At 74.9% G+C, this 23,534-nt stretch carries 7 protein-coding genes; all 7 read left to right on the top strand.

The window, feature by feature from the left end; all coding sequences use genetic code 11:
* The first annotated feature begins 50 nt into the window (after window positions 1–50).
* From WMF20_RS46690 to WMF20_RS46660, 7 genes are read left to right on the top strand one after another with little or no spacing between them, the layout of a single operon-like run.
* Entirely contained in the window at window positions 51–5,411 is a 5,361-nt protein-coding gene (locus WMF20_RS46690) for an amino acid adenylation domain-containing protein (RefSeq protein WP_437608192.1), read from the top strand.
* Window positions 5,408–10,231 carry a type I polyketide synthase gene (locus WMF20_RS46685; RefSeq protein ID WP_437608191.1) on the top strand — a complete coding sequence of 1,608 codons (4,824 nt, stop codon included), beginning with the start codon at window positions 5,408–5,410 and terminating at the stop codon, window positions 10,229–10,231. The genes WMF20_RS46690 and WMF20_RS46685 overlap by 4 nt, the downstream gene beginning before the upstream one ends.
* Window positions 10,228–12,054: a cyclic peptide export ABC transporter gene (locus WMF20_RS46680; RefSeq protein WP_437608190.1), complete on the top strand. Its 1,827-nt coding sequence runs from the start codon at window positions 10,228–10,230 to the stop codon at window positions 12,052–12,054. Before WMF20_RS46685 ends, WMF20_RS46680 begins: the two co-directional genes overlap by 4 nt.
* Window positions 12,054–14,426, top strand: a complete 2,373-nt coding sequence (locus tag WMF20_RS46675) for a penicillin acylase family protein (protein ID WP_437608189.1) — start codon at window positions 12,054–12,056, stop codon at window positions 14,424–14,426. The genes WMF20_RS46680 and WMF20_RS46675 overlap by 1 nt, the downstream gene beginning before the upstream one ends.
* 32 nt (window positions 14,427–14,458) lie before the next feature.
* On the top strand, window positions 14,459–14,686 hold the full coding sequence (locus WMF20_RS46670; protein ID WP_129580290.1) for an MbtH family protein: 228 nt from the start codon (window positions 14,459–14,461) through the stop codon (window positions 14,684–14,686).
* Complete coding sequence (locus WMF20_RS46665; RefSeq protein ID WP_437608188.1) at window positions 14,683–15,702, top strand: TauD/TfdA family dioxygenase; 1,020 nt, start codon at window positions 14,683–14,685, stop codon at window positions 15,700–15,702. The genes WMF20_RS46670 and WMF20_RS46665 overlap by 4 nt, the downstream gene beginning before the upstream one ends.
* 9 nt (window positions 15,703–15,711) lie before the next feature.
* Window positions 15,712–23,532: an amino acid adenylation domain-containing protein gene (locus tag WMF20_RS46660; RefSeq protein ID WP_437608187.1), complete on the top strand. Its 7,821-nt coding sequence runs from the start codon at window positions 15,712–15,714 to the stop codon at window positions 23,530–23,532.
* Window positions 23,533–23,534: the final 2 nt, after the last annotated feature.

Raw genomic sequence — 23,534 nt, 5'->3', positions numbered from 1 at the left:
GGGAGCGCTTTGTCGTCGGGCTGTCTTTTTCGACCGGAGCTGAGGTGGCGATGGAGTCGAACCGATCACAGACGCGTGCGATCAGCGATCGCGACGCGGCCGAGCCCGCGACGCTCGTCGCGCTGCTCCGGCGTCGCGCGGAGCAGCGCCCGTCCGCGCACGCCTATACCTTCCTGCTCGACGGGGAGACGGACGCTCGCTCGACGACCTACGGCGAGCTGGACCGGCGGGCGCGCGCGCTCGCCGCGGAGCTCCAGCCCGGCGCGCGGGCGGGCGAGCGCGCGCTGCTCCTGGTGCCGCCGGGGCTCGACTTCATCGCGGCGTTCTTCGCCTGCCTCTACGCGGGGCTCGTCGCGGTGCCGGTGCCGCTGCCGCAGCGGAAGCGAGGGCTGCTCCGCGTGCTGGCCATCGTGCGCGACTGCCGCCCGAGCGTCGCGCTCACCACCGAGGCGTTCCTGGGCGCCGCGGCGCTCCTCCGCGAGGATCCGAGCCTCGCCGAGCTGAGCCAGCTGCGCTGCGTGGCCGTCGACGCGGCCAGGGACGGCCAGGGAGACGCGTGGCGGCCGCCGCGCGTGACCGCCGAGACCGTGGCGTTCCTCCAGTACACCTCGGGGTCGACCGGGACGCCCAAGGGCGTCGTGCTCACGCACGGGAACCTGCTGCGCAACGAGCGCATGATCCAGCGCGCGTTCGCGCACACCGAGGAGAGCGTGATCGTCGGGTGGCTGCCGCCGCACCACGATATGGGGCTCATCGGCAACATCCTGCAGCCGCTCCACGTGGGCGTGCCGTGCATCCAGCTCTCGCCCGACCACTTCCTGATGCGGCCGCGGCGCTGGCTGGACGCGATCTCGCGCTACCGGGCCACGACGAGCGGCGGACCGAACTTCGCCTACGAGCTGTGCGTCAGCAAGATCCCCCCGGAGCAGCGCGACGGGCTCGATCTCGCCTCGTGGAAGGTGGCGTTCAACGGGGCCGAGCCGGTGCGCGCGGCGACGCTCGATCGCTTCGCCGAGGCGTTCGCGCCGGCGGGGTTCCGGCGCGCGGCGTTCTACCCCTGCTACGGGCTCGCCGAGGCGACGCTGCTCGTCAGCGGCGGCGCGGCGGACGCGCCGCCGGTCGTGCGCGCGGTCGACCGCGCAGCGCTGGAGCAAGGGCGCGCGGCGTTCGATCCGCGCGATCCAGAGGCCGCCGTCGCCCTCGTGGGCTGCGGGCGATCGCCGGACGGCGACGAGGTGCGGATCGTCGATCCCGAGACGCGGAGGCCCTGCGAGGACGAGCGCGTCGGCGAGATCTGGGTGGCCGGCGCGAGCGTGGCCCAGGGCTACTGGGAGCGGCCGGAGGACACGGCGGCGACGTTCGAGGCCCGGCTGGCCACGGGAGGAGGGCCGTTCCTCCGGACCGGCGATCTCGGGTTCCTGTCGCGCGGCGAGCTCTACGTGACCGGCCGGCTCAAGGACCTGATCATCGTCCGCGGGCGCAACGTCTACCCGCAAGATCTCGAGCTCACCGCGGAGGAGAGCCACCCGTGCCTCCGCGCCGGCGGGGGCGCGGCGTTCTCGGTGGACGTGGACGGCGAGGAGCGCGTCGTTTTGGTTCAGGAGCTCGGAAGGGGCGCCGCCGCGTCGGCGGATCCGGCGGAGCTCGGCGCGGCGATCCAGCGCGCCGTGGCCGATCGGCACGAGGTCGCGATCCACGCGGTGGCGCTGATCAAGCCGGGGAGCCTGCCGCGGACCACGAGCGGCAAGGTGCAGCGGAGGGCGTGCCGCGCGCGGTTCCTGGACGGCTCGCTGGACGCGGTCTGGCGATCGGCGCTCGAGCCGCCGGCCGGCTCGGGCGCGCGCGCCGAGCGCGAGGACCCGCCGCGGACGGCGCTGGAGGGCGCGCTGGCCCGGATCTGGGCGGAGGTGCTGGGGCGCGCGCGGATCGGCCGGGACGAGGAGTTCCTGAGCCTGGGCGGCGACTCGCTGCGGGCCATGCAGGTGAGCGGCCGGGTGAGCGAGGCCCTCGGCGTCGAGGTGGGGCCGGCGCAGCTCTTCGCGACGACGACGATCGCGGCGCTGGCGGCCTGGATCGAGGGCCGGCAGGGCAGCGCGCCCGCGGGCGGATCGGCGGGCGGCGCCGCGCCGCTCGCGCCGGAGGAGCGGCCGGAGCGACCGCCGCTGTCCCTCGTGCAAGAGCGCCTGTGGTTCCTGGAGCAGCTGGCCGCCGGGGCGCCCGTCTATCACATCGCGGCGGCCCTGCGGCTCTCCGGAGCGCTCGACACGGGCGCCCTGGAGCAGGCGGTGACGGCGCTCGCGGCCCGCCACGAGGCGCTGCGCACGAGCTTTCCGTCGGCGTCCGGGCAGCCGGTCCAGAGGATCGCGCCGCCCGCGAAGGTCGCGCTACCGATCGAGGACCTCCGCGCGCTCGCCGAGGAGGACCGGGAGCCGGCGCTGCAAGCGCGCCTGCGGGAGGAGGCGCGGCGCGCGTTCGATCTCGCCGAGGCGCCGCCCGTGCGCTGGACGCTCCTCCGCAAGGGCGAGCGGGAGCACGTGCTGGCGGTCACCTGCCACCACCTCATCGCGGACGGCTGGTCGATGAACGTGCTCTTGCGGGAGCTCGCGCTGATCTACGGCGCGCTCTCGGCGGGGCGCGCTCCGGAGCTCGCGCCGCTGCCGATCCAGCCGGCGGATCACGCGCTGTGGCAGCGCCGGACCGAGCAGGCGACGGCACGCGAACGGGAGCTCGCGTACTTTCGCGAGCGGCTGAGGGGGCCTGTGCCGCCCCTCTCGCTCCCCACGGATCGACCGCGGCCCTCGGTGCAGAGCTACGCGGGCGCGCGCGAGGAGCTCGCGTTGCCGCCGGAGCTCGTGGCGCGGCTCACCGCGCTCGGGCGGGGGGCGGGCGCGACGCTGTTCACGACGGTGGCAGCGGGGCTGTTCGCGCTGCTGCACCGGTACACGGGCCAGAGCGACGTCTGCATCGGCACGCCGGTCGCCGCGCGGCCGCGGGCGGCGCTGGAGGGCGCCGTCGGCTGCTTCCTCAACACGCTGGCGCTGCGCGTCGACCTCGCGGGCGATCCGCGCGTCGCGGAGCTGATCGCCCGCGTCCGGTCGGCGGTCACGGAGGGGCAGGCGCACCAGGAGGCGCCGTTCGAGCGGGTGCTGGAGGCGCTGTCCCTCGAGCGGAGCCTCAGCCACTCCCCCCTGTTCAACGTGATGCTCGCCATGGATCCGGCGCCCGAGCGGGCGCCGGAGATCCCCGGCCTGTCGATCGAGGTGCAGCGGGTGGACACCGGGACAGCGCAGTTCGATCTGGCGCTCAACCTGACCCTGGACGGCCAGGGAGCGCGCGGCGCCTGGGAATACAACACCGATCTGTTCGACCGGGCCACGGTGGCGCGCATGGCGCGGCACCTCGTCGCGATCCTCGAGGGGTTCGTCGCCGCGCCGGAGGCCCGGCTGTCCGATCTGCCGATGATGGACGCGGGCGAACGGAGGCAGGTCCTCGCCGGCTGGAACGCGACGGAGCGCGGCTATCCGGAGGACCTGCGCGTGCACGAGCTGTTCGAGGCGCAGGCCGAGCGGACGCCGGACGCGACGGCCGTGATCTTCGAGGACCACCGCCTCAGCTATCGAGAGCTCGACGCGCGCGCCAACCAGGTGGCCCACGCCCTGCGCCGGCGCGGCGTCGGGCCCGATGGGCTCGTCGCCATCGCGGCAGAGCGCTCGGTCGAGCTGGTCGTCGCCCTGCTCGCCGTCCTCAAGGCCGGCGCCGCCTACGTCCCCATCGACCCCGATTACCCCGCCGAGCGCATCGCCTTCATGCTCGACGACGCCGCCGCTCCCGTGCTCCTCACCCAGTGGCCGGTCGCCTCGCGCCTGCCGCCCCACCGCGCACGGCTGCTGTGCCTCGACGCCGATCGCGCAGAGCTCGACGGCGAACCGACGACCACTCCCGCGGTGGCCGTCTCGCCGGACAACCTCGCTTATACCATCTACACGTCGGGCTCGACCGGCCGGCCCAAGGGCGCGGGCAACACCCACCGTGGCCTGCTCAACCGACTGCAGTGGATGCAGGAGCGCTACGCGCTGACCGCCGAAGACCGGGTGTTGCAAAAGACCCCCTTCAGCTTCGATGTCTCGGTCTGGGAGTTCTTCTGGCCGCTCATCACCGGCGCGGGCCTCGTCGTCGCCCGTCCAGGCGACCACCGCGACGGCGAGCGGCTCATCGAGCTCATCGAGCGCCACGGCGTCACCACCGTCCACTTCGTCCCTCCGATGCTCCAGGCCTTCCTGGAGACCCCCGGCGCCTCGTCGTGCGCGTCGCTGCGCCGGGTGCTCTGCAGCGGCGAGGCGCTGCCGGCCGAGCTCGCGCGGCGATGCTTCGAGCGGCTCCCTCACGCCGAGCTGCACAATCTGTATGGGCCCACCGAGGCGTCCATCGATGTCACCGCCTGGGCCTGCCAGCCACACGACACGTCCGCCTCGGTGCCCATCGGTACCCCCATTGCCAATACCCAGATCTACCTCCTGGATCGCCACGGCCATCCGGTCCCGGTGGGCGTGGCCGGGGAGCTCCACATCGGCGGCGTCGGGCTCGCGCGCGGATATCACAAGAGACCCGCGCTCACCGCAGAGCGCTTCGTGCCCGATCCGTTCGGCGCCACGCCCGGAGGGCGGCTGTACAGGACTGGCGATCTGGCACGGTATCGCCCCGACGGAGCCATCGAGTTCCTGGGACGGCTCGATCATCAAGTGAAGCTCCGCGGCCTGCGCGTCGAGCTCGGCGAGATCGAGGCGCGGCTGCTCCTGCACCCCAGCGTGGGCGAGGCCGTCGTCGTCGCCCGCGATGAGGCGCACGGCGGAAAGCGGCTCGTCGCCTACGTCACCGGGCGAGACGGCGCCACGCCGCAGCCGGAAGCGCTGCGCGCCTGGCTCGCCGACGCGCTCCCGGCCTACATGGTGCCCGCCCCGATCCTCGCGCTCCCGCGGCTGCCGCTGTCGCCCAATGGAAAGGTCGACCGCCGCGCGCTGCCCGCGCCCGAGCAGGTGGATGCGCCGACCAGGGCCACGACGCCGCCACGGACCGACCTCGAGCGCGCCATCGCGGCGATCTGGAGAGACGTCCTCTCGATTCCGCAGGTGGGCGTCCACGACAACTTCTTCGATCTGGGCGGACACTCGCTCTTGCTGGCCAAGGTCCACAGCCGCCTGCGCGAGGGGGTGGATCGCGCGCTGCCGATGCTGGTCCTGTTTCAACACCCCACCATCGCGTCGCTCGCAGCGGCCTTGAGCCGGGAAACCAGCGAGCCGCCGCCCGAGGAGGGAGAGCGGAGCGGGGAGCGGGCGAGCGCCGCGCAAGAGCGGCGCGGGGAGCTCTTCGCGCGGCGGCGCGGCGGGCGCGGCGCGCTGGAGACAAAGAAATGACGACACCGAGCAGCAGCGAGCCCCGCGTGGGCCTGGAGCTCGCGATCGTCGGCATGGCCGGGCGGTTCCCCGGCGCGCGCGACGTGGCGACGTTCTGGCAAAACCTCTGCGCAGGCGTCGAGTCCGTCGCGATCCTCACCGACGAGGAGCTCCTCGCCGCGGGCGTGGATCCGGCGCTGATCGCGCGGCCCGACTACGTGCGGGCGCGCGCGGTGCTCGACGACATCGACCTGTTCGACGCCGAGCTCTTCGGGTTCACGCCGCGCGAGGCGGCCGCGCTCGACCCGCAGCACCGGCTGTTCCTGGAGTGCGCGTGGGAGGCGTTCGAGAACGCCGGGATCGACCCGGAGCGCGCGGGCGGGCCGGTCGGCGTCTATGCCGGATCGAGCCTGAGCGGGTACCTGACGCACCTCTTCCCGGGCGGGCCGCGGCTGCAGTCGGCGGCCGACGTCGCGGCGCTCCTCGCGCTCGACAAGGACTTCCTCACGACCCGCGTGTCGTACAAGCTCAACCTGGAGGGGCCGAGCATCGCGGTGCAGACGGCCTGCTCCACGTCGCTCGTCGCCGTGCACCTGGCCTGCCAGGGGCTGCTCACCGGCGAGTGCGACCTCGCGCTGGCCGGGGGCGCCTCGATCGGCGTCCCGCAGAAGGTCGGGTACCTCTACCAGGAAGGCGCGATCGCGTCGCCCGACGGCCACTGCCGCGCCTTCGACGCGGGGGCCCGCGGCACCGTCGGCGGCAGCGGCGTGGGCGTGGTCCTCCTCAAGCGGCTCGACGACGCGATCGCCGATCGGGACGCGATCATCGCGGTGATCAAGGGCTCCGCCGTCAACAACGACGGCCGGGCCAAGGTGGGCTACACCGCGCCGCGCATCGAGGGACAGGCCCGCGTGATCCGCGCCGCCCACGCGGCCGCGGGCGTCGACGCGGGCTCCATCGACTACGTGGAGGCGCACGGCACCGGGACGCCGCTCGGCGATCCGATCGAGATCGCCGCGCTGACCCGGGCCTTCCGGGCGACGACCGACCGGAAGGGCTTCTGCGCGATCGGATCGGCGAAGACAAACGTCGGGCACCTGGACGCGGCCGCGGGCGTCGCCGGGTTGATCAAGGCGGCGCTCGCCGTGGCGCACGGGCGCATCCCGCCCAGCCTGCACTTCCGCGCTCCCAACCCCGCGCTCGATCTCGAGAACAGCCCGTTCTACGTGGCCGCCGAGCTCGCGGCGTGGACGCCCGAGGGGGCGCCGCGCCGCGCCGGCGTGAGCGCCTTCGGGCTCGGCGGGACCAACGCGCACGTGGTCCTCGAGCAGGCGCCGCCCCCGCCGGAGATGGACCCGCCGCGGCCGTGCGAGCTCCTCGTGCTCTCGGCTCGGTCGGGCGCGTCGCTCGAGCGGCTGACCGACGCGCTCGCGGAGCACCTCGAGGCGCACGCGGAGCTCGCGCTCGGCGACGTGGCGCACACGCAGCAGCTCGGCCGCCGGGCGTTCGCGCACCGCCGCGCGGTGGTGTGCCGCTCGCGGGAGGAGGCGGCGCTCTCGCTGCGCGATCGCGGCGGGGCGCTGCGCACGGGCGGGCCCGTGGCCGGGCCGCGGCCGGTCGCGTTCCTGTTCCCGGGGCAGGGCGCCCACCGGCCCAACATGGGGCGCGATCTCTACGAGACCGAGCCCGTGTTCCGGGCCGAGGTCGACGCCTGCGCGTCGCGGCTCGAGCGCCACCTGGGCTTGGACATCCGGGCGCTGCTGTTCCCGGCGCACGCGGAGCTCGAGGACGCCGCGCGGCGCCTCGACCGCACGTCGATGACGCAGCCGGCCCTGTTCGTCGTCGAGTACGCGCTCGCCCGGCTGTGGATGGCCTGGGGCCTGACCCCCGACGCGATGCTCGGGCACAGCGTGGGCGAGGTCGTGGCCGCGTGCGTGGCCGGGTGCCTGTCGCTCGACGACGCCCTCGCGCTTGTCGCGGCGCGGGGGCGGCTGATGGAGGCGACGCCGGAGGGCGCGATGCTCGCGGTGTCGGCGTCCGAGGCGGAGGTGGCGGGGTGGCTCGGCGAGGAGGTCGCGCTGGCCGCGGTGAATGGGCCGCGGCAGTGCGTGCTGTCGGGGCGGACGGCGGCGATCCAGCGGGTCGAGCGCGAGGCGGCGGGTCGCGGGGTGGAGGCGCGCCGCCTGCGGGTGTCGCGCGCCTTCCACTCCCACCTGATGGAGGGCGCGCTCGACGGGTTCCGAGAGGCGGTGGGCAGGGTCACGCTGCGCGCGCCGCGGATCCCGTGGGTCTCGAACGTCACCGGGACCTGGATCACCGAGGCCGAGGCGCAGGATCCGGGTTACTGGGTCCGGCACCTGCGGAGCACGGTGCGCTTCGCCGGCGGCGTGACGGCGCTGCGGGAGCAGCCGGAGCGGATCTTTCTAGAGGTTGGGCCGGGGCAGACGCTCACGGCGCTGTGCCGGCAGGTCGCGGCGGAGTCGCTCGCGCTGGCGTCGCTGCCCGCGGTCCGCGAGGCGGGCGCGGGGGGCGCGGCGCTGCTCGACGCGGTCGGGCAGCTCTGGGTGGCCGGCGCTCCGGTGGACTGGGCAGGCCTGCAAGCGGGACGGCGCCGGCGGCGCGTCGCGCTGCCGGCAACCCCGTTCGAGCGGAAGCGGTACTGGCTGGAGCGCCCGGAGGCGATCGGGGCGACCTCAACCTCGGTCGGGTCCACCTCAACCTCGGTCGGGTCCACCTCAACCCCGGTCGGGTCCACCTCAACCCCGGTCGGGTCCACCTCAACCCCGGTCGGGTCCACCTCAACCCCGGTCGGGTCCACCTCAACCTCGGTCGGGTCCACCTCAACCTCGGTCGGGTCCACCTCAACCTCGGTCGGCTCAACCTCAACCTCGGTCGGGCCCACCTCAACCCCGGTCGGCTCGACGTCGACCCCAGAATCTAGCCTGGGTGGATTTTTCTACATCCCCTCGTGGAAGCGCGCCCCGCTGGAGCCGCTCCCGCCCGGGGACGACGGGGCACACTGGGTCGTCTTCGCGGACGAGGCGGAGATCGCCCCCCGGATCGTGGAACGCCTCGAGCGCGCCGGCCGGCGGGTCACCCGCGTCAGGAGCGGCGAGCGCTTCGCGCGCCCGGCGGAGCGCGCCTTCACGCTTCGCCCGGATCAGCCCGAGGACTACGCCGCGCTGGCCCGGGAGCTCGGCTCGGACGCCGGGCCGCCCGCGCGGATCCTCCACGCCTTCAGCCTCGACGGCGCGCGCCAGGCGCACCTCGGGCCCGGCGCGTTCCAGGATGCGCAGCGCCGGGGCTCGATGAGCCTGCTCTGGCTGGCGCGCACGCTGAGCACGCTGCCGGCAGGCGCCCACCTGTTCGCGCTCGCCTGCGGCCTGCACGACCTGACCGGTCGAGAAGCCCTGCGCCCGGAGCACGCCACGCTGCTCGGCATCTGCCGGAGCATCCCGCTGGAGTACCCGCACCTCCGCTGCCGCGTGATCGACCTCGAGGCCGCCAGCCCGGACGCCGCAGAGGTCGATCCGCTCGCCGAGCGGATCCTCGCAGAAGCGCGCTCCGACACCGGCGCCCCCGTCGTCGCCTACCGCGGCCCCCATCGCTGGGTGCCTGCCGTCGAGCCGGTCCCGCTGAAGCCGGCCCAGGGCGCTCCCGCCCTGCTGCGCGAGCGCGGCGTCTACCTCATCACCGGCGGGCTGGGCGGCGTCGGGCTGTGGCTCTCCGACTACCTCGCGCGCACCGTGCGCGCGCGGCTGATCCTCACCGGTCGCTCGGCGCCCACCGACGAGCAGCGCCTGCGGCTCACAGCGCTCGAACAGGCCGGCGCCGAGGTCGTGACGGTGCGCGCCGACGTCACCGACGCGGCGCAGATGCGCGCCGCCGCGCGCGAGGCGCTGGCTCGGTTCGGCGCCCTGCACGGCGTGATCCACGCGGCCGGGGTCGCAGGCGGCGGGCTCATCGAGCGGCTCTCGGCGGACGCGCTCCACGCGGAGCTCGCCCCCAAGGCGCTCGGCGCGATGGCGCTCGACGAGATCGCCCGCTCCTTCCGGCCCGACTTCGTCCTGCTCTGCTCCTCGGTCACCGCGCTGAGCGGCGGCCTCGCGCGGGCGGGGTACGCGGCCGCAAACGCGTTCCTCGACGCGTTCGCGCAAGCCTGCGCGCGCCGCGCAGGACCGTACACGGTCTCCGTCAACCTCGATCGCTGGCGCAACGTCGGCATGGCGGCCCGCGCCGAGGCGCGCCTCCTCGCCCTGGGGCTCGACGACGTGATCCTCGACGGGATGAGCCCGGAGGAAGGCCAGCAGGCGTTCCACCGCGTCCTCAGCCAGACGGCGCTGCCGCAGGTGATCGCCTCGGCGCGCCCGCTCCAGGGCCTGCCCAGCGACGACGAGGGCGCCGCCTTGGCCCGGCGGCTCGGCGCCGGCGCCGCCGCCGCCGGCGCCGCCGAGCGCCTCTCGCCCGAGGCGGTGACGGCGCAGGTGACGGCGATCTGGGCGCGCGCGTTCGGCCTGGATCCCATCGATCCCACGAAGGACTTCTTCGAGCTCGGCGGCGAGTCGCTCCTCGCCTTGCAGATCCTCAACCGCGTCCGCGAGACGTTCCAGGTGGAGCTGTCGCTCCGCGACTTCTTCGAGCGGCCGACCGTGGCCGCCGTCGCGCAGCGCATCCAGGCCGCGCGAGGCCAGGCGCCCGCGAGCCCCGAGCCGGCGCTGGTCGCCCTGCCCCGGACCGCGCGGCGGCTCCCCGCCGCAGGAGGCCCGCAGGCGCCGCCGCGCCCGAGCGGCGAGCCGGACGCCTCGAAGGAGCCGGCAGACCCGAAGGAGAAGCGGCGATGAGCGCGCTCGGCTTCCTCGTGCGCCGCGCCCGCCGGCCCCTCCTGATCGCCGTCGCCGCCGGCGCGATCAGCGGGCTCGCCGGCGCCGGCGTCATCTCCCTCGTCCAGGAGGCGCTCTCGGGCGACGGCCGCCCCGCGGCGCAGCTCGCGTGGGGCTTCGCGGGGCTCGCCGCCGTCGGCGTGCTGAGCAGGGCCGTGTCCCAGGTGCTCCTGACCCGCCTCGGACAGGCCATGATCGCGGAGCTGCGCATGCAGCTCAGCCGGCGCATCCTCGACGCGCCGCTGCGCCACGTCGAGCAGCTCGGCGCCCACCGGCTGCTGGCGGCGCTCAACGACGATCCGGCCGTCATCACGCAGGCCTACGTCGTCCTGCCCCTCCTCTGCGTCAACGTGGCCACCGTCCTCGGCTGCCTGGCGTACATCGGACAGATCTCGTGGTCGGCGCTGGCCATCGTGCTGGCCGCGATGGGGATCGGCGCCGCGCTCTTCCGGTGGCACGCGCGGCGCGCGATCGGCGCCTTCACGCGCGCCCGCGAGACGAGCGACGCCCTGTTCCAGCACTTCCGCGGGCTGACCGGCGGGATCAAGGAGCTCAAGATGCACGGCCGGCGCGGGCGGTCGTTCCTGTCCGACGTCCTCGGCGGCAGCGTCGCGACGTACCAGCGCGAGTTCGTGGCGGGCACGACCGAGTACGCGGTCGCGATGAGCTGGGGCGCGCTGCTCTTCTACGCCGTCCTCGGACTCGCCCTGTTCGCGCTCCCGGCCTGGGCAGGCCTCGCGCCGCCGGCGGTGTCCGGCGTGGTGCTGGCGATGCTCTTCCTGATGACGCCCTTCGCGCAGACGGTCGAGTTCCTGCCGGCCGTCGGGCGCGCCAGCGTCGCGCTCTCGAAGGCGAGCGCGCTCGGGCTCGCGCTGACGCCGGAGCAGGGACCGACGCCGGCGCTCGACGCGCCCACGAGCGAAGGCCGCGCGGAGGGCCCGCGCGCGTTCGAGCGCATCGCGCTCTCCGGCGTCACGCACCGGTATCACCGGGAGAAGGAAGACGGCAGCTTCCAGCTCGGGCCCATCGATCTGACCTTCCGGCCCGGCGAGCTCGTGTTCCTCGTGGGCGGCAACGGCAGCGGCAAGACGACGCTGTCCCTCCTGCTCCTCGGCCTCTATGCGCCGGAGTCCGGCGAGATCCGGCTCGACGGCGCGCCGGTCGACGACGCGAACCGCGAGCGGTATCGGCAGCTCTTCTCGGTCGTCTTCGCGGATTACCACCTCTTCGAGCACCTGCTCGGCCTGGACGACCCCGGCCTCGACGAGCGCGCCCGGCGCTACCTCGAGCGGCTGCAGCTCGATCACCGGGTGCGCGTCGAGGAGGGCGCGCTGCGCGTGAGCGGCCTCTCGCAGGGTCAGCGCAAGCGCCTCGCCCTGCTGACTGCCTATCTCGAGGACCGGCCGTTTTACGTCTTCGACGAGTGGGCGTCCGACCAGGACCCGCAGTTTCGAAGGGTCTTTTACGCCGAGCTCCTGCCGGAGCTCCGCGCGAGGGGCAAGACCGCCCTCGTCATCACGCATGACGACCAGTACTTCGCGCTCGCGGATCGCTGCCTCCGGCTCGACTTCGGCCGCCTGACCGAGCTGCCCGCGGCCCCCGCCGCGCCCGGCGCAGCGCCGCGATCGACGCAGGAGGAGCGCGCCGCGAGCGCCCGCGTCGACGAGCCGGGCCGGGTCAGGTCCGCGGAGGCCCTCCGCCTGCACGTCGATCCGCAACAGGCCGCGCTGGAGCCCGGCGCCCGCGGCCACGAGGCCCTCACGGCCGCAAAGCAGGAGCTCTGATGCGCAACGTCCGCTCACTCCACCTCTCGGCCCTCCTCTCGCTGGCGATCGCCGGCTGCGCGGAGGGAAACCAGGCCAATGTCCGCGCCCCGGCGCCGAGCGCCGGCAGCGCGACGACCGTGTCCGGCCTCGAGGGCGCGGCGACGATCGCGGTCGACGGCCTCGGGATCCCCGCGATCCGCGCCGCCTCGCGGCTGGACGCCCTCCGGGCCCTCGGCGTCGCCACGGCGCGCGACCGGCTGTTCCAGCTGGATCTGCTCCGCCGGAGCAGCGGAGGACGCCTCGCCGAGGTCCTCGGGCGCGATCTGCTGGAGGCCGACACCCGGCAGCGGCTCTACGGCTTCCCGCAGGCCGCGCGGGCGATCCTGGCGCGCCTGCCCGAGCCCCAGCGCGCCGCGCTCGACGCGTACGCCGAGGGCGTCAACGCCTATCTCCGGAGCGCGGAGACGCTGCCTGTCGAGTTCCGGCAGCTGGGCTATCGGCCCGAGCCGTGGCGCCCCGAGGACAGCGTCCTCGTCGTGCTGGGGATGTTCAACGCCCTCAGCGTCACCGAGGACGCGGAGCGGACGCGCACGGTCCTGACGCGCACCCTCCCGGAGCGCGTGACGTCCTTCCTGTTCGAGGACACGGACCCTTACACGAAGGCGCTGCTCGGCGCGCACGCGCCCGCGACGCCGCCGCTGCCGGGCGAGGAGCTGCGGGCGCTCGTGGCAGAGAGCCGGGAGCGCGCGTGGGCCGCGGCGGTGCTCAGCGACGACGCCGGCGAGGCGCCGGTCGGCTCGAACGGGTGGGCGGTGGCCGGGCAAAGGACGCGGGACGGCCGCGCCATCCTCGCGAACGACATGCACCTCGAGCTCGGCGTACCCAACATCTTTTATCGAGCGGAGCTCCGCTACGGCGACCGCGAGATCGCGGGCGTCGTGCTGCCCGGCGTGCCCATGGTCATCGCGGGGACCAACGGCCATGTCGCCTGGGGGATGACCAACCTCGACGGCGACGCGATGGATCTCGTCCAGATCGAGACCCACCCCGAGCGCCCCGACGAGTACCGGACGCCCGCCGGGTGGAGGCGGTTCGACGTCGCGCAGGAGACGATCAAGGTGCGCGGCGAGCCCGACGTCGCCGTCACGGTCCGCGGCACGATCTGGGGGCGCATCGCGCCGCGGCCGCTCCTCGGAGCAGCGGTCGCGGTCCGCTGGACGGCGCTCGATCCCGAGGGGGTCGACCTCGGGCTCCTCGAGATGGATCACGCCCGCAGCATCGAGGAGGCGGCCGCGGTGATGAACGCCGCCGGCGGGCCCGGGTGCAACGTCCTCCTGGCCGACCGGCGCGGCCGCGTCGCGTGGACCGTCACCGGGCGCGTGCCGCGGCGCCGCGGCTTCGACGGCTCGGTCAGCGTCTCGTGGGCGGACGGGCGCGCGGGCTGGGACGGCTACGTGCCCCCCGCCGCGCTGCCGCGCGTGGTCGATCCGCCGTCGGGGTTCGTCGTCAACGCCAACCACCGCATGCCGCTCGGCGAGGGCGCGCCGGCGCTCGGCCGCGACTACGCGAACGGCTACCGCGCCTACCGCATCACCGAGCGCCTGCGCGAGGCGCGCCCGGTCACCGAGGCGGACCTGTTCGCGCTGCAGCTCGACACCGAGGCGAGGTTCTTCGACGTCTACCGCGACCTCGCGCTGCGCGCGCTCGACGACGCGGCGCTGTCCCGCCGGCCGGCGCTCGCCGAGGCGCGGCGCGCGATCGCGGCGTGGGACGGCCGGGCGGACGTGCCTGGCGTCGGACTGCCGCTCTTGATGCGGTTCCGGCGCGCCCTCGCCGACGCGGTGTTCGCCGCGTGGCTCGGCGCGGGCCGCGCCGCGGAGCCGACCCTCTCGCTCGCGCTGCCGGACATCGACACGCCGCTCCAGCGCGCGCTCGGCGAGCGGTCGCCCGACCTCGTGCCGGCGCCGGAGGGCGGCTGGGACGCCTTCGTCCTCGCGGCGCTGGAGAAGGCCGTGACCGCGGTCCACGAGGAGCACGGCGGGCGACCCCTCGACCAGATCCCCTGGGGCGCGGTGAGCCGGGTGCGGATCGCGCACCCGCTCGGCCGGACACCGGAGCTCGCCGCGCGCCTCAACATGCCCGACGAGCCGCTCCCGGGCTGCGGCTTCTGCGTGCGCCTCGCGACCCGCACGCTCGGCGCCAGCGAGCGGCTCGTCGTCGCGCCGGGCCACGAGCCCGACGGCATCCTGCACATGCCGGCCGGTCAGTCGGGAGATCCGCTGTCGCCCCACTACCGCGATCAGCAGCGCGCCTGGGTCGACGGGCGCCCGCTGCCGCTCCTGTCAGGCCCGGCCGCGCACACGCTCACGCTCGTTCCCGAGCGCCGATGACATCGAACACCACATCTCGAACGGAGGAGCCCATGGCCAGCGAAGAGCATGAAGACAACACCATTTACAAAGTCGTCGTGAACCACGAGGAGCAGTACTCGATATGGCCCGAGTACCGGGAAAACCCGCTCGGATGGCGCGACGCGGGCAAGACCGGCACCAAGGCGGAGTGCCTCGATCACATCAAGGAGGTCTGGACCGACATGCGGCCGCTCAGCCTGCGCAAGCAGATGGACGCGCAGGAGGGCCGGTCGTCGTGACGGAGCTCCGCGCCGTGTCGCCGGCGGCGCCGCGGGGCGAGGCGGACGGCCTCGCGCGGTCCTGCTTCCCCGGCGCCGCGCTCCCCCTGATCGCGAGCCCGCTCCGGCGCGGCGACGCCTCCGCCGTCCCCGCGCTCGCCGCGGCCATCCGGGCGTGCGCGGACGAGGCGCTGACCTCGCACGGAGCGGTGCTGTTCCGCGGGTTCCCGGCGCGCGCGCTCGCGGACTTCGAGGCCTTCGTCAAGCTCGTGACGCCGGAGCTGCTCGACTACACGTTCGGATCGACGCCGCGCTCCCACCTGCAGAGTCGCATCTACACGTCGACGGAGTACCCGGCCCACCAGCACATCCCGCTCCACAACGAGCAGTCGTACACGCTCGAGTGGCCCCTCAAGATCTGGTTCCACTGCGCCCAGGCCGCCGCCGAGGGGGGCAGCACCCCGCTCGCGGACAGCCGCGAGGTCTTCCGCCGCGTCCCCGCCCGGATCCGCGAGCGCTTCACCGCGAGGAAGGTGATGTACGTGCGCAATTACGGCAGCGGCCTGGACGTCCCCTGGCAGCAGGTCTTCGGCACGACCGACCGGGCCGCGGTCGAGCGCTTCTGCCATGAGCACGGCATCGCGTGCGAGTGGAAGCCGGGCGGCGAGCTGCGCACGCGGCAGGTCTGCCAGGCCGTGGCCACCCACCCGCGCACCGGAGAGCGCGTGTGGTTCAACCAGGCTCACCTGTTCCACGTCTCCAACCTGGAGCCGGCGGTGCTCGAGGCGCTCCTCGCGGTCTTCCCCGAGGACGACCTGCCCCGCAACGCTCGTTACGGCGACGGGTCTCCCATCGAGAGCTCGGTCCTCGACGAGATACGCGACGTCTACAGGCAGGTCGCCGTGGAGTTCCCCTGGCAGGAAGGGGACGTGCTGCTCGTGGACAACATGCTCGTCGCCCACGGACGCACGCCATTCCGGGGCCCGCGCAAGATCCATGTCGCCATGGCCGAGCCCTTCCGGGCCAAGGCCCTCTGAGGTTCTTCCATGCAAGAGGACGTCTTCGTTTTCCCGATGAGCTTCGCCCAGGAGCGGCTCTGGTTCCTGGCCCAGCTCGAGCCCGAGAGCGCCTCCTACAACCTGGCCGCCGCCGTGCGGCTCACCGGATCGCTCGACGCCGGCGTGGTGGAGCGGTGCGTGGCCGAGATCGTGCGGCGCCACGAGATCCTGCGCACGACGTTCGGCGTCGTCGACGGCCAGCCGGTCCAGGTGATCCGGCCGGAGGGCGCGCCGCGCGTGCCGCGGATCGATCTGAGCGGCCTGCCCGAGCCCCAGCGCGACGCGGAGGCCCGGCGCCTGATCGAGCGCGAGGCGCGGCGCCCCTTCGACCTCGAGCGCGGCCCGCTGCTGCGGCTCGCGCTCCTCGGGCTGCGGGAGGACGAGCACGTCCTCGTCTGGGTCGTTCACCACATCGCCTTCGACGGGTGGTCCACGGGCCTCGTCCTGCAGGAGTTCGCCGCGCTCTACGCGGCGTTCGCGGCGGGCCGGCCCTCCCCGCTGCCGGACCTGCCGCTGCAGTACGCGGACTTCGCCCACTGGCAGCGCGAGCGGCTCGCGTCGGGCGCGCTCCGGTCCCAGCTCGACTTCTGGACCCGGCGCCTCGCCGGCCAGGACGCGCTGCTGGAGCTGCCGACGGACCGGCCCCGACCGGCGATCCAGCGGTACCGCGGGGCGCGGTACTTCTTCCGGCTGCCGGCCGCGCTCGCCGGCGCGCTGCGCGCCCTGGCGCGGCGGGAGGAGACGACCCTCTACGCCGTGCTGGTCGCGGGGTTCAAGGCGCTCCTCGCGCGCGTCACGGGCTCGCTCGACGTCCGCGTGGGCACGCCGGTGACGAACCGGAGCCGGGCCGATCTGGAAGGGCTCGTGGGCTGCTTCGCCAACACGGTCGTGCTCCGCACCGATCTCGCCGGCGATCCGACGTTCGCCGCGCTGATCGCGCGGGTGAACGAGACGGTGCGGGAGGTCCAGGCGCACCAGGAGGTGCCGTTCGACCAGGTCGTGGAGGCGCTGCGCCCGGCCCGGGACCTGAGCCACGCGCCGCTCTGCCAGGTGCTCTTCGCGCTGCAGCCCGCGCTGCGGCGGGCCCCCGAGATCCCGGGGCTCGAGGCGCGCCTCGTGGATCTCGACGCCGGCGGCGCCCAGCTCGATCTGTCGCTGGAGATGGCCGCCGACGAGGGCGGCCTCGCCGGGGCGATCGAGTACGACACGGACCTGTTCGACGAGGCCTCGATCGAGCGCCTGGCCGGGCACCTCGAGCGGCTGCTCGCGGGCGCCGCGGCGAGCCCGGAGGCACGCCTGTCCGAGCTGCCCCTGCTCGCGCCGGAGGAGCAAGCGCGCGTGCTCGCGTGGGGCACGGCCGCGGCGCCGGAGCGCGCGCCGCGCGCCTTGCACCGGAGCTTCGAGGCGCGGGCCGCGCTCGCGCCGTCGGCCGTGGCCGTCGTCCACGAGGGGCGCTCGATCGCGTACGGCGAGCTCGATCGGCGCGCGAACCAGCTCGCGCAGCGGCTGCGGCGGCGCGGCGTCGGGCCCGAGGCGCGCGTGGGCGTGTGCCTGCCGCGCTCGATCGAGATGGTCGTCGCCGTGCTCGGGGTGCTCAAGGCCGGCGGCGCCTACGTGCCGATCGATCCGACCACGCCGCGGGATCGGATCGCCGCGATGGTCGCCGACGCCGGCGTCCGCGTGGCGGTGACCGGCGCGGAGGCGGCCGACGGGCTGTCCGGCGTCCCGGCGCTGATCCGCCTCGATCCCGGCTGGACCGAGATCCGCGGCGAGCCGGCGGCGCCGCCTCCGGGCGACCCGTCGCCCGAGCAGGCCGCGTACCTCCTGTACACGTCCGGATCGACGGGCGTGCCGAAGGGCGTCGTCGTCCCGCACCGGGCGATCGCGGGCTTCGTGGAGGCCGCGGCGGCGCTCTACGAGATCGCGCCCTCGGACCGCGTGCTGCAGTTCGCGTCGCTGAGCTTCGACGCCAGCGCCGAGGAGATCTTCCCCTGCCTCCTGCGAGGCGCCGCGCTGGTGCTGCGCACCGAGGCGATGCTGGAGTCGCCGGCCGCCTTCCTCGAGGCGTGCGCGGCGCAGGGCGTGACGGTGCTGGATCTGCCGACCATGTACTGGCACCGCATGGCCGCGGAGCTCGCGCACGGAGGGCGCCTGCCCCTGCCGCCCGGCCTGCGGCTCTGCATCATCGGCGGCGAGGCGGCCCTGCCCGAGCGCGTGAGCGCCTGGCGCGCGTCGGCGGCCGCGCGGATGCGCCTCATCAACACCTACGGGCCGACCGAGGCCACGGTCGTGGCGACCGCCTGCGATCTCACGGCCCGAGGCGCGGGCCCCGCGTCCGCCGTGCCCATCGGCAGGCCCATCGCGGGCGCGCGGGCCTACGTGCTCGACGCGGCGGGGCGGCTCGCGCCCGTGGGCGTCATGGGCGAGCTGTACCTCGGCGGCCAGGGGCTCGCGCGCGGCTACTGGGCGCGCCCCGGGCTGACCGCGGAGCGCTTCGTGCCCGATCCGTTCGCGGGGCGGCCGGGCGAGCGGATGTACCGGACCGGCGACCGCGCGCGGTGGCGGGCGGACGGGCAGCTCGAGTTCGCCGGGCGCGTGGACCATCAGGTGAAGCTGCGCGGCTTCCGGATCGAGCTCGGCGAGATCGAGGCGCGGCTCGCCGAGCACCCCGGCGTGCGCGGCGCGGTCGCGATCGTGCGCGAGGATCGGCCGGAGGATCGCCGGCTGGTCGCCTACGTCGCCGCCGCCGAGGGCGTCTCGCCGGAGCAGCTCCGGCGGGCGCTGCGGGAGCAGGTGCCCGACTACATGGTGCCGTCGGCCTTCGTCGTGCTGGACGAGCTGCCGCGCACGCCCCACGGCAAGATCGACCGGCGCGCGCTGCCGGCGCCCGCCGCGGAGGGCGCGGGCGAGGCCGCGGCCCCGCGGACGCAGGCCGAGGCGGCCCTCGCGGGGATCTGGGCGGAGCTCCTCGGCCGGAGCGCGGTCGGCGTCGGCGAGAACTTCTTCGAGCTGGGCGGCGACTCGATCCTGGCGCTCCAGGTGGTGGCGCGCGCGCGCGCGGCGGGCCTCTCGATCGCGCCCCGGCAGATCTTCCAGCACCAGACCGTCGCCGAGCTGGCCGCGGTGGCCGAGGCCGCCCCCGCGGCGAGCGCGGCCGCCGAGCCGCTCGACGGCGACGTGCCGCTCACGCCCATCCAGCGCTGGTTCTTCGATCACCTCGGGGAGCATCCGCACCACTGGAACCAGTCCGTGCTGCTGGAGCTGCGGGCGCCCGTGGGGGTGGAGGCGCTCGAGGCCGCGGTCCTGGCCGTGGCGGAGCACCACGAGGCGCTGCGGCTGCGGTTCACCTGCGAGGGCGGCGTGTGGCGGCAGCGCCACGGGAGCGCGGCCGGCGCGGCGGTCGCGCGCGTGGACCTCTCGGGGGTGCCGGACGCCGAGCGAGCGGCGGCGCTCTCGCGCGCGGCGGGGCCATGGCAGGCGCGGCTCCACCTGAGCGAGGGGCCGCTGCTCCGCGCGGTCCTGTTCGACCTGGGCCCGGCGCGCCGCGGCCGGCTGCTGCTCGTCGCGCATCACCTCGTCGTGGACGCGGTCTCGTGGCGGATCCTGCTCGAGGATCTGGCGACCGCGGTCCAGCAGCGGGCGACCGGCGAGGAGATCCGGCTCCCCGCGAGGTCCACCGCCTTCGGGTCCTGGGCGCGGCGCCTCGTGGCGCGCGCCCAGTCCGAGGAGGTCGCGCGGCAGGCCGACGCGTGGATCGCCGCTGCGCGGGGGACGGCGCCGCTGCCGGCGGACGATCCGGCCGGCGCCGGGCTCGAGGGCGCCACGGTCCGCCGCACCGACCGGCTGGACGAGGGCGAGACCCGCGCGCTGCTCGCGGCGACGTCGGCGTACCGGGCGCGGGTCGACGATCTGCTGCTCACCGCGCTCGGCGGAGCGCTCGCGCGGTGGACGGGGGATCCCGCGGTGCTCGTCGAGGTGGAAGGGCACGGGCGCGACGCGCTGGACGACGCGGATGTCTCGCGCACGGTCGGGTGGTTCACGACGCTCTATCCCGTGCGGCTCGAGGTCCCGCCCGACGCGGCGTGCGAGCAGGCGCTCAAGGCGGTGAAGGAGCAGCTCCGCGGCGCGTCGCGCCGCGGGGGCACGTACGGCCTGCTCCGCTACTTGAGCGAGCGCGGCGCGGCGCTCGCGGGGCGGCCCGCGCCCGCGGTGAGCTTCAACTACCTGGGGCAGTGGGACGATCTGTTCGCGGCGAGCCCGCTCTTCGCGCTCGCCGAGGAGGACGCCGGGGCCGAGCGCGATCCGCGGGCGCCGCGGGGCTACGAGCTGGAGGTCGACGCCGCCGTCGTCGGCGGGCGCCTCCGGGTCACGTGGAGCGCGAGCGGCGCGCGTTACCGGCCGGAGACGATCCAGCGGCTCCGCGAGGACTTCGCGGCGCGGCTGCGCGCCCTCGTCGCCCGCTGCCTCGAGCCGGGCGCGGGCGGGTGCACGCCGTCGGACTTCCCGCTGGCGCGGCTCGATCAGCCCGCGCTCGACCGCCTGCTCGGGCCTGGCCGCGACGTGGAGGACGTGATGCCGCTCAGCGCGCTCCAGCAGGGGCTGCTGTTCCACAGCCTGTGGGAGCCCGGCGACGGGGCCTACGTCGAGCAGGTGACGTGCCGGCTGCTGGGGGCGCTCGACGCCGGCGCCTTCCGCCGGGCCTGGGAGGCCGTGGTGCAGCACCACGGCGTCCTGCGCACGACCTTCGCCTGGGAGGGCGCCGACGAGCCGCTCCAGATCGTGCGGCGGCCGGGCGCGGCGGTCGCGCTGGAGATCGAGGTCGAGGACTGGCGGGGCGCGGGCGCGGAGGAGCAGCGGGCGCGGGTGGCGGCGCGCCTCGAGTCCGACCGCGCGCGGGGCTTCGATCTGGCGCGGGGTCCGCTGATGCGCCTCGCGCTCCTGCGCGTGGACGACGAGGCCCACGTCGTGCTGTGGAGCCATCACCACCTGCTCCTCGACGGGTGGTCGGCGGCCCTGGTGCTGCAGGACGCGTTCTCCGCGTACGACGCCCTGCGCGCCGGCCGCGCGGTCGCGCTGCCGGCGCGCCGGCGCTACCGCGAGTACATCGCCTGGCTGCGCGGGCGCGACGCGCGCGGCGAGGAGCCGTTCTTCCGGCGGGCGCTCGCGGGGTTCGGCGCGGCGACGCCGCTGCCCCTGGAGCGGGCGGCGCCGGCCGAGGGGGCGAGCGGGTACGGGACCGCGGCCGTCTCGCTGCCGGAGCCGGTCACGGCGCGCCTCCAGCGCTTCGCGCAGCAGCACCACGTGACGTCGAGCACGCTCGTCCAGGCCGCCTGGGCGCTGCTGCTCGGCCGGACCGCGCGGACCGACGACGTGCTGTTCGGCGTCACCGTCGCCGGGCGGTCGGCGCCGCTTCCGGGGATCGAGTCCATGGTGGGGCTCTTCATCAACACGCTCCCGCTGCGCGTGGCCGTGCCGCCGGCCGCCACCGTCGCGGAGTGGCTGCGCGATCTCCTGCGGGCGACGACCGAGCTCGGGCCGCACGAGCACACGCCGCTCGCAGAGGCGCGGGCCTTCAGCGAGATCCCGGCGGGACAGCCGCTGTTCGAGAGCCTCCTCGTCGTCGAGAACTATCCGAGAGACCCCCGGGTGCAGCAGGGGTTGCCCGGGCTCGGGGTCCGCGACGTCGCGTTCGAGGATCAGACCAACTACCCGCTCACCTTGACCGTCCTGCCGGGACAGCGGCTGACGCTGCGCCTCTCGTACGATCGGCGGCGCTTCGACGCCGAGGGCGCCTCTCGCCTGCTCGGCCTCGTGGAGGCGGCGCTCCGGCAGATCATCGGCCGTCCCGAGGCGCGGGTCGGCGATCTTCCGCTGCTCGGAGATCTGGAGTCCCGGCGCGCGGTGGCCGGCTGGAACGCGACGGAGCGCGGCTATCCGGGAGACCTGCGCGTGCACGAGCTGTTCGAGGCGCAGGCCGAGCGGACGCCGGACGCGACGGCCGTGATCTTCGAGGACCACCGCCTCAGCTATCGAGAGCTCGACGCGCGCGCCAACCAGGTGGCCCACGCCCTGCGCCGGCGCGGCGTCGGGCCCGATGGGCTCGTCGCCATCGCGGCAGAGCGCTCGGTCGAGCTGGTCGTCGCCCTGCTCGCCGTCCTCAAGGCCGGCGCCGCCTACGTCCCCATCGACCCCGATTACCCCGCCGAGCGCATCGCCTTCATGCTCGACGACGCCGCCGCTCCCGTGCTCCTCACCCAGTGGCCGGTCGCCTCGCGCCTGCCGCCCCACCGCGCGCAGCTGCTGTGCCTCGACGCCGATCGCGCAGAGCTCGACGGCGAATCGACGGCCACTCCCGCGGTGGCCGTCTCGCCGGACAACCTCGCTTACACCATCTACACCTCGGGCTCGACCGGCCGGCCCAAGGGCGCGGGCAACACCCACCGTGGCCTGCTCAACCGACTGCAGTGGATGCAGGAGCGCTACGGCCTGACCGCCGAAGACCGGGTGTTGCAAAAGACCCCCTTCAGCTTCGATGTCTCGGTCTGGGAGTTCTTCTGGCCGCTCATCACCGGCGCGGGCCTGGTCGTCGCCCGTCCAGGCGACCACCGCGACGGCGAGCGGCTCATCGAGCTCATCGCCCGCCACGGCGTCACCACCGTCCACTTCGTCCCTCCGATGCTCCAGGCCTTCCTGGAGACCCCCGGCGCCTCGTCGTGCGCGTCGCTGCGCCGGGTGCTCTGCAGCGGCGAGGCGCTGCCGGCCGAGCTCGCGCGGCGATGCTTCGAGCGGCTCCCTCACGCCGAGCTGCACAACCTCTACGGGCCCACCGAGGCGTCCATCGATGTCACCGCATGGGCCTGCCAGCCACACGACACGTCCGCCTCGGTGCCCATCGGCACCCCCATCGCCAATACGCAGATCTACCTGCTCGACCATCATGGCCAGCCGGTCCCGGTGGGCGTGGCCGGCGAGCTCCACATCGGCGGCGTCGGGCTCGCGCGCGGATATCACAAAAGGCCCGCGCTCACCGCAGAGCGCTTCGTGCCCGATCCGTTCGGCGCCACGCCCGGAGGGCGGCTGTACAGGACAGGCGATCTGGCCCGGTATCGCCCCGACGGAGCCATCGAGTTCCTGGGACGGCTCGATCATCAAGTGAAGCTCCGCGGCCTGCGCGTCGAGCTCGGCGAGATCGAGGCGCGGCTGCTCCTGCACCCCAGCGTGGGCGAGGCCGTCGTCGTCGCCCGCGACGAGCCCCACGGCGGAAAGCGGCTCGTCGCCTACGTCACCGGGCGAGACGGCGCCACGCCGGAGCCAGAGACGCTGCGCGCCTGGCTCGCCGACGTGCTCCCGGCCTACATGGTGCCCGCGCCCATCCTCGCGCTCCCGCGGCTGCCGCTGTCGCCCAATGGAAAGGTCGACCGCCGCGCGCTGCCCGCGCCCGAGGCGGCGGCGCCGGTCCAGCGCCCCTATGTCCCGCCGCGGACCGAGGCGGAGCGGATCCTCGTCGAGGTCTTGGCGGAGGTGCTCCACCGCGAGCAGGTGGGCATTCACGACAACTTCTTCGAGCTGGGCGGCGACTCGATCGTCACCCTGCAGGTCATCGCGCGCGCCGCCCAGCGAGGGCTGCGGCTCTCGCCCAAGCAGCTCTTCGAGAGCCCGACCGTGGCCGAGGCCGCGGCGCTCCTCGCCGTGTCGGCCCCGCCGCCGGCCGCACCGCCGGCGGCCGCGCCGCCGCGCTCCCCCGAAACCCCCGCCGACGGCCTCTCCCCGGAGGAGTGGCGCGATCTCTTGGAAGAGCTCGACAGGTGAAC

This window comes from Sorangium sp. So ce834 (assembly GCF_051521425.1).
Classification (GTDB): Bacteria; Myxococcota_A; Polyangia; order Polyangiales; family Polyangiaceae; genus Sorangium; species Sorangium cellulosum_D.
The sequence above is the reverse complement of the archived record's forward strand: the minus strand, read 5'-3'. Positions and strand labels throughout refer to the sequence as shown.

Coding starts and splice junctions, on each gene's coding strand:
- WMF20_RS46670 (WP_129580290.1), top strand. CDS start 14,459: ATGGCCAGCGAAGAGCATGAAGACAACACCATTTACAAAGTCGTCGTG.
- WMF20_RS46675 (WP_437608189.1), top strand. CDS start 12,054: ATGCGCAACGTCCGCTCACTCCACCTCTCGGCCCTCCTCTCGCTGGCG.
- WMF20_RS46685 (WP_437608191.1), top strand. CDS start 5,408: ATGACGACACCGAGCAGCAGCGAGCCCCGCGTGGGCCTGGAGCTCGCG.
- WMF20_RS46680 (WP_437608190.1), top strand. CDS start 10,228: ATGAGCGCGCTCGGCTTCCTCGTGCGCCGCGCCCGCCGGCCCCTCCTG.
- WMF20_RS46690 (WP_437608192.1), top strand. CDS start 51: ATGGAGTCGAACCGATCACAGACGCGTGCGATCAGCGATCGCGACGCG.
- WMF20_RS46660 (WP_437608187.1), top strand. CDS start 15,712: ATGCAAGAGGACGTCTTCGTTTTCCCGATGAGCTTCGCCCAGGAGCGG.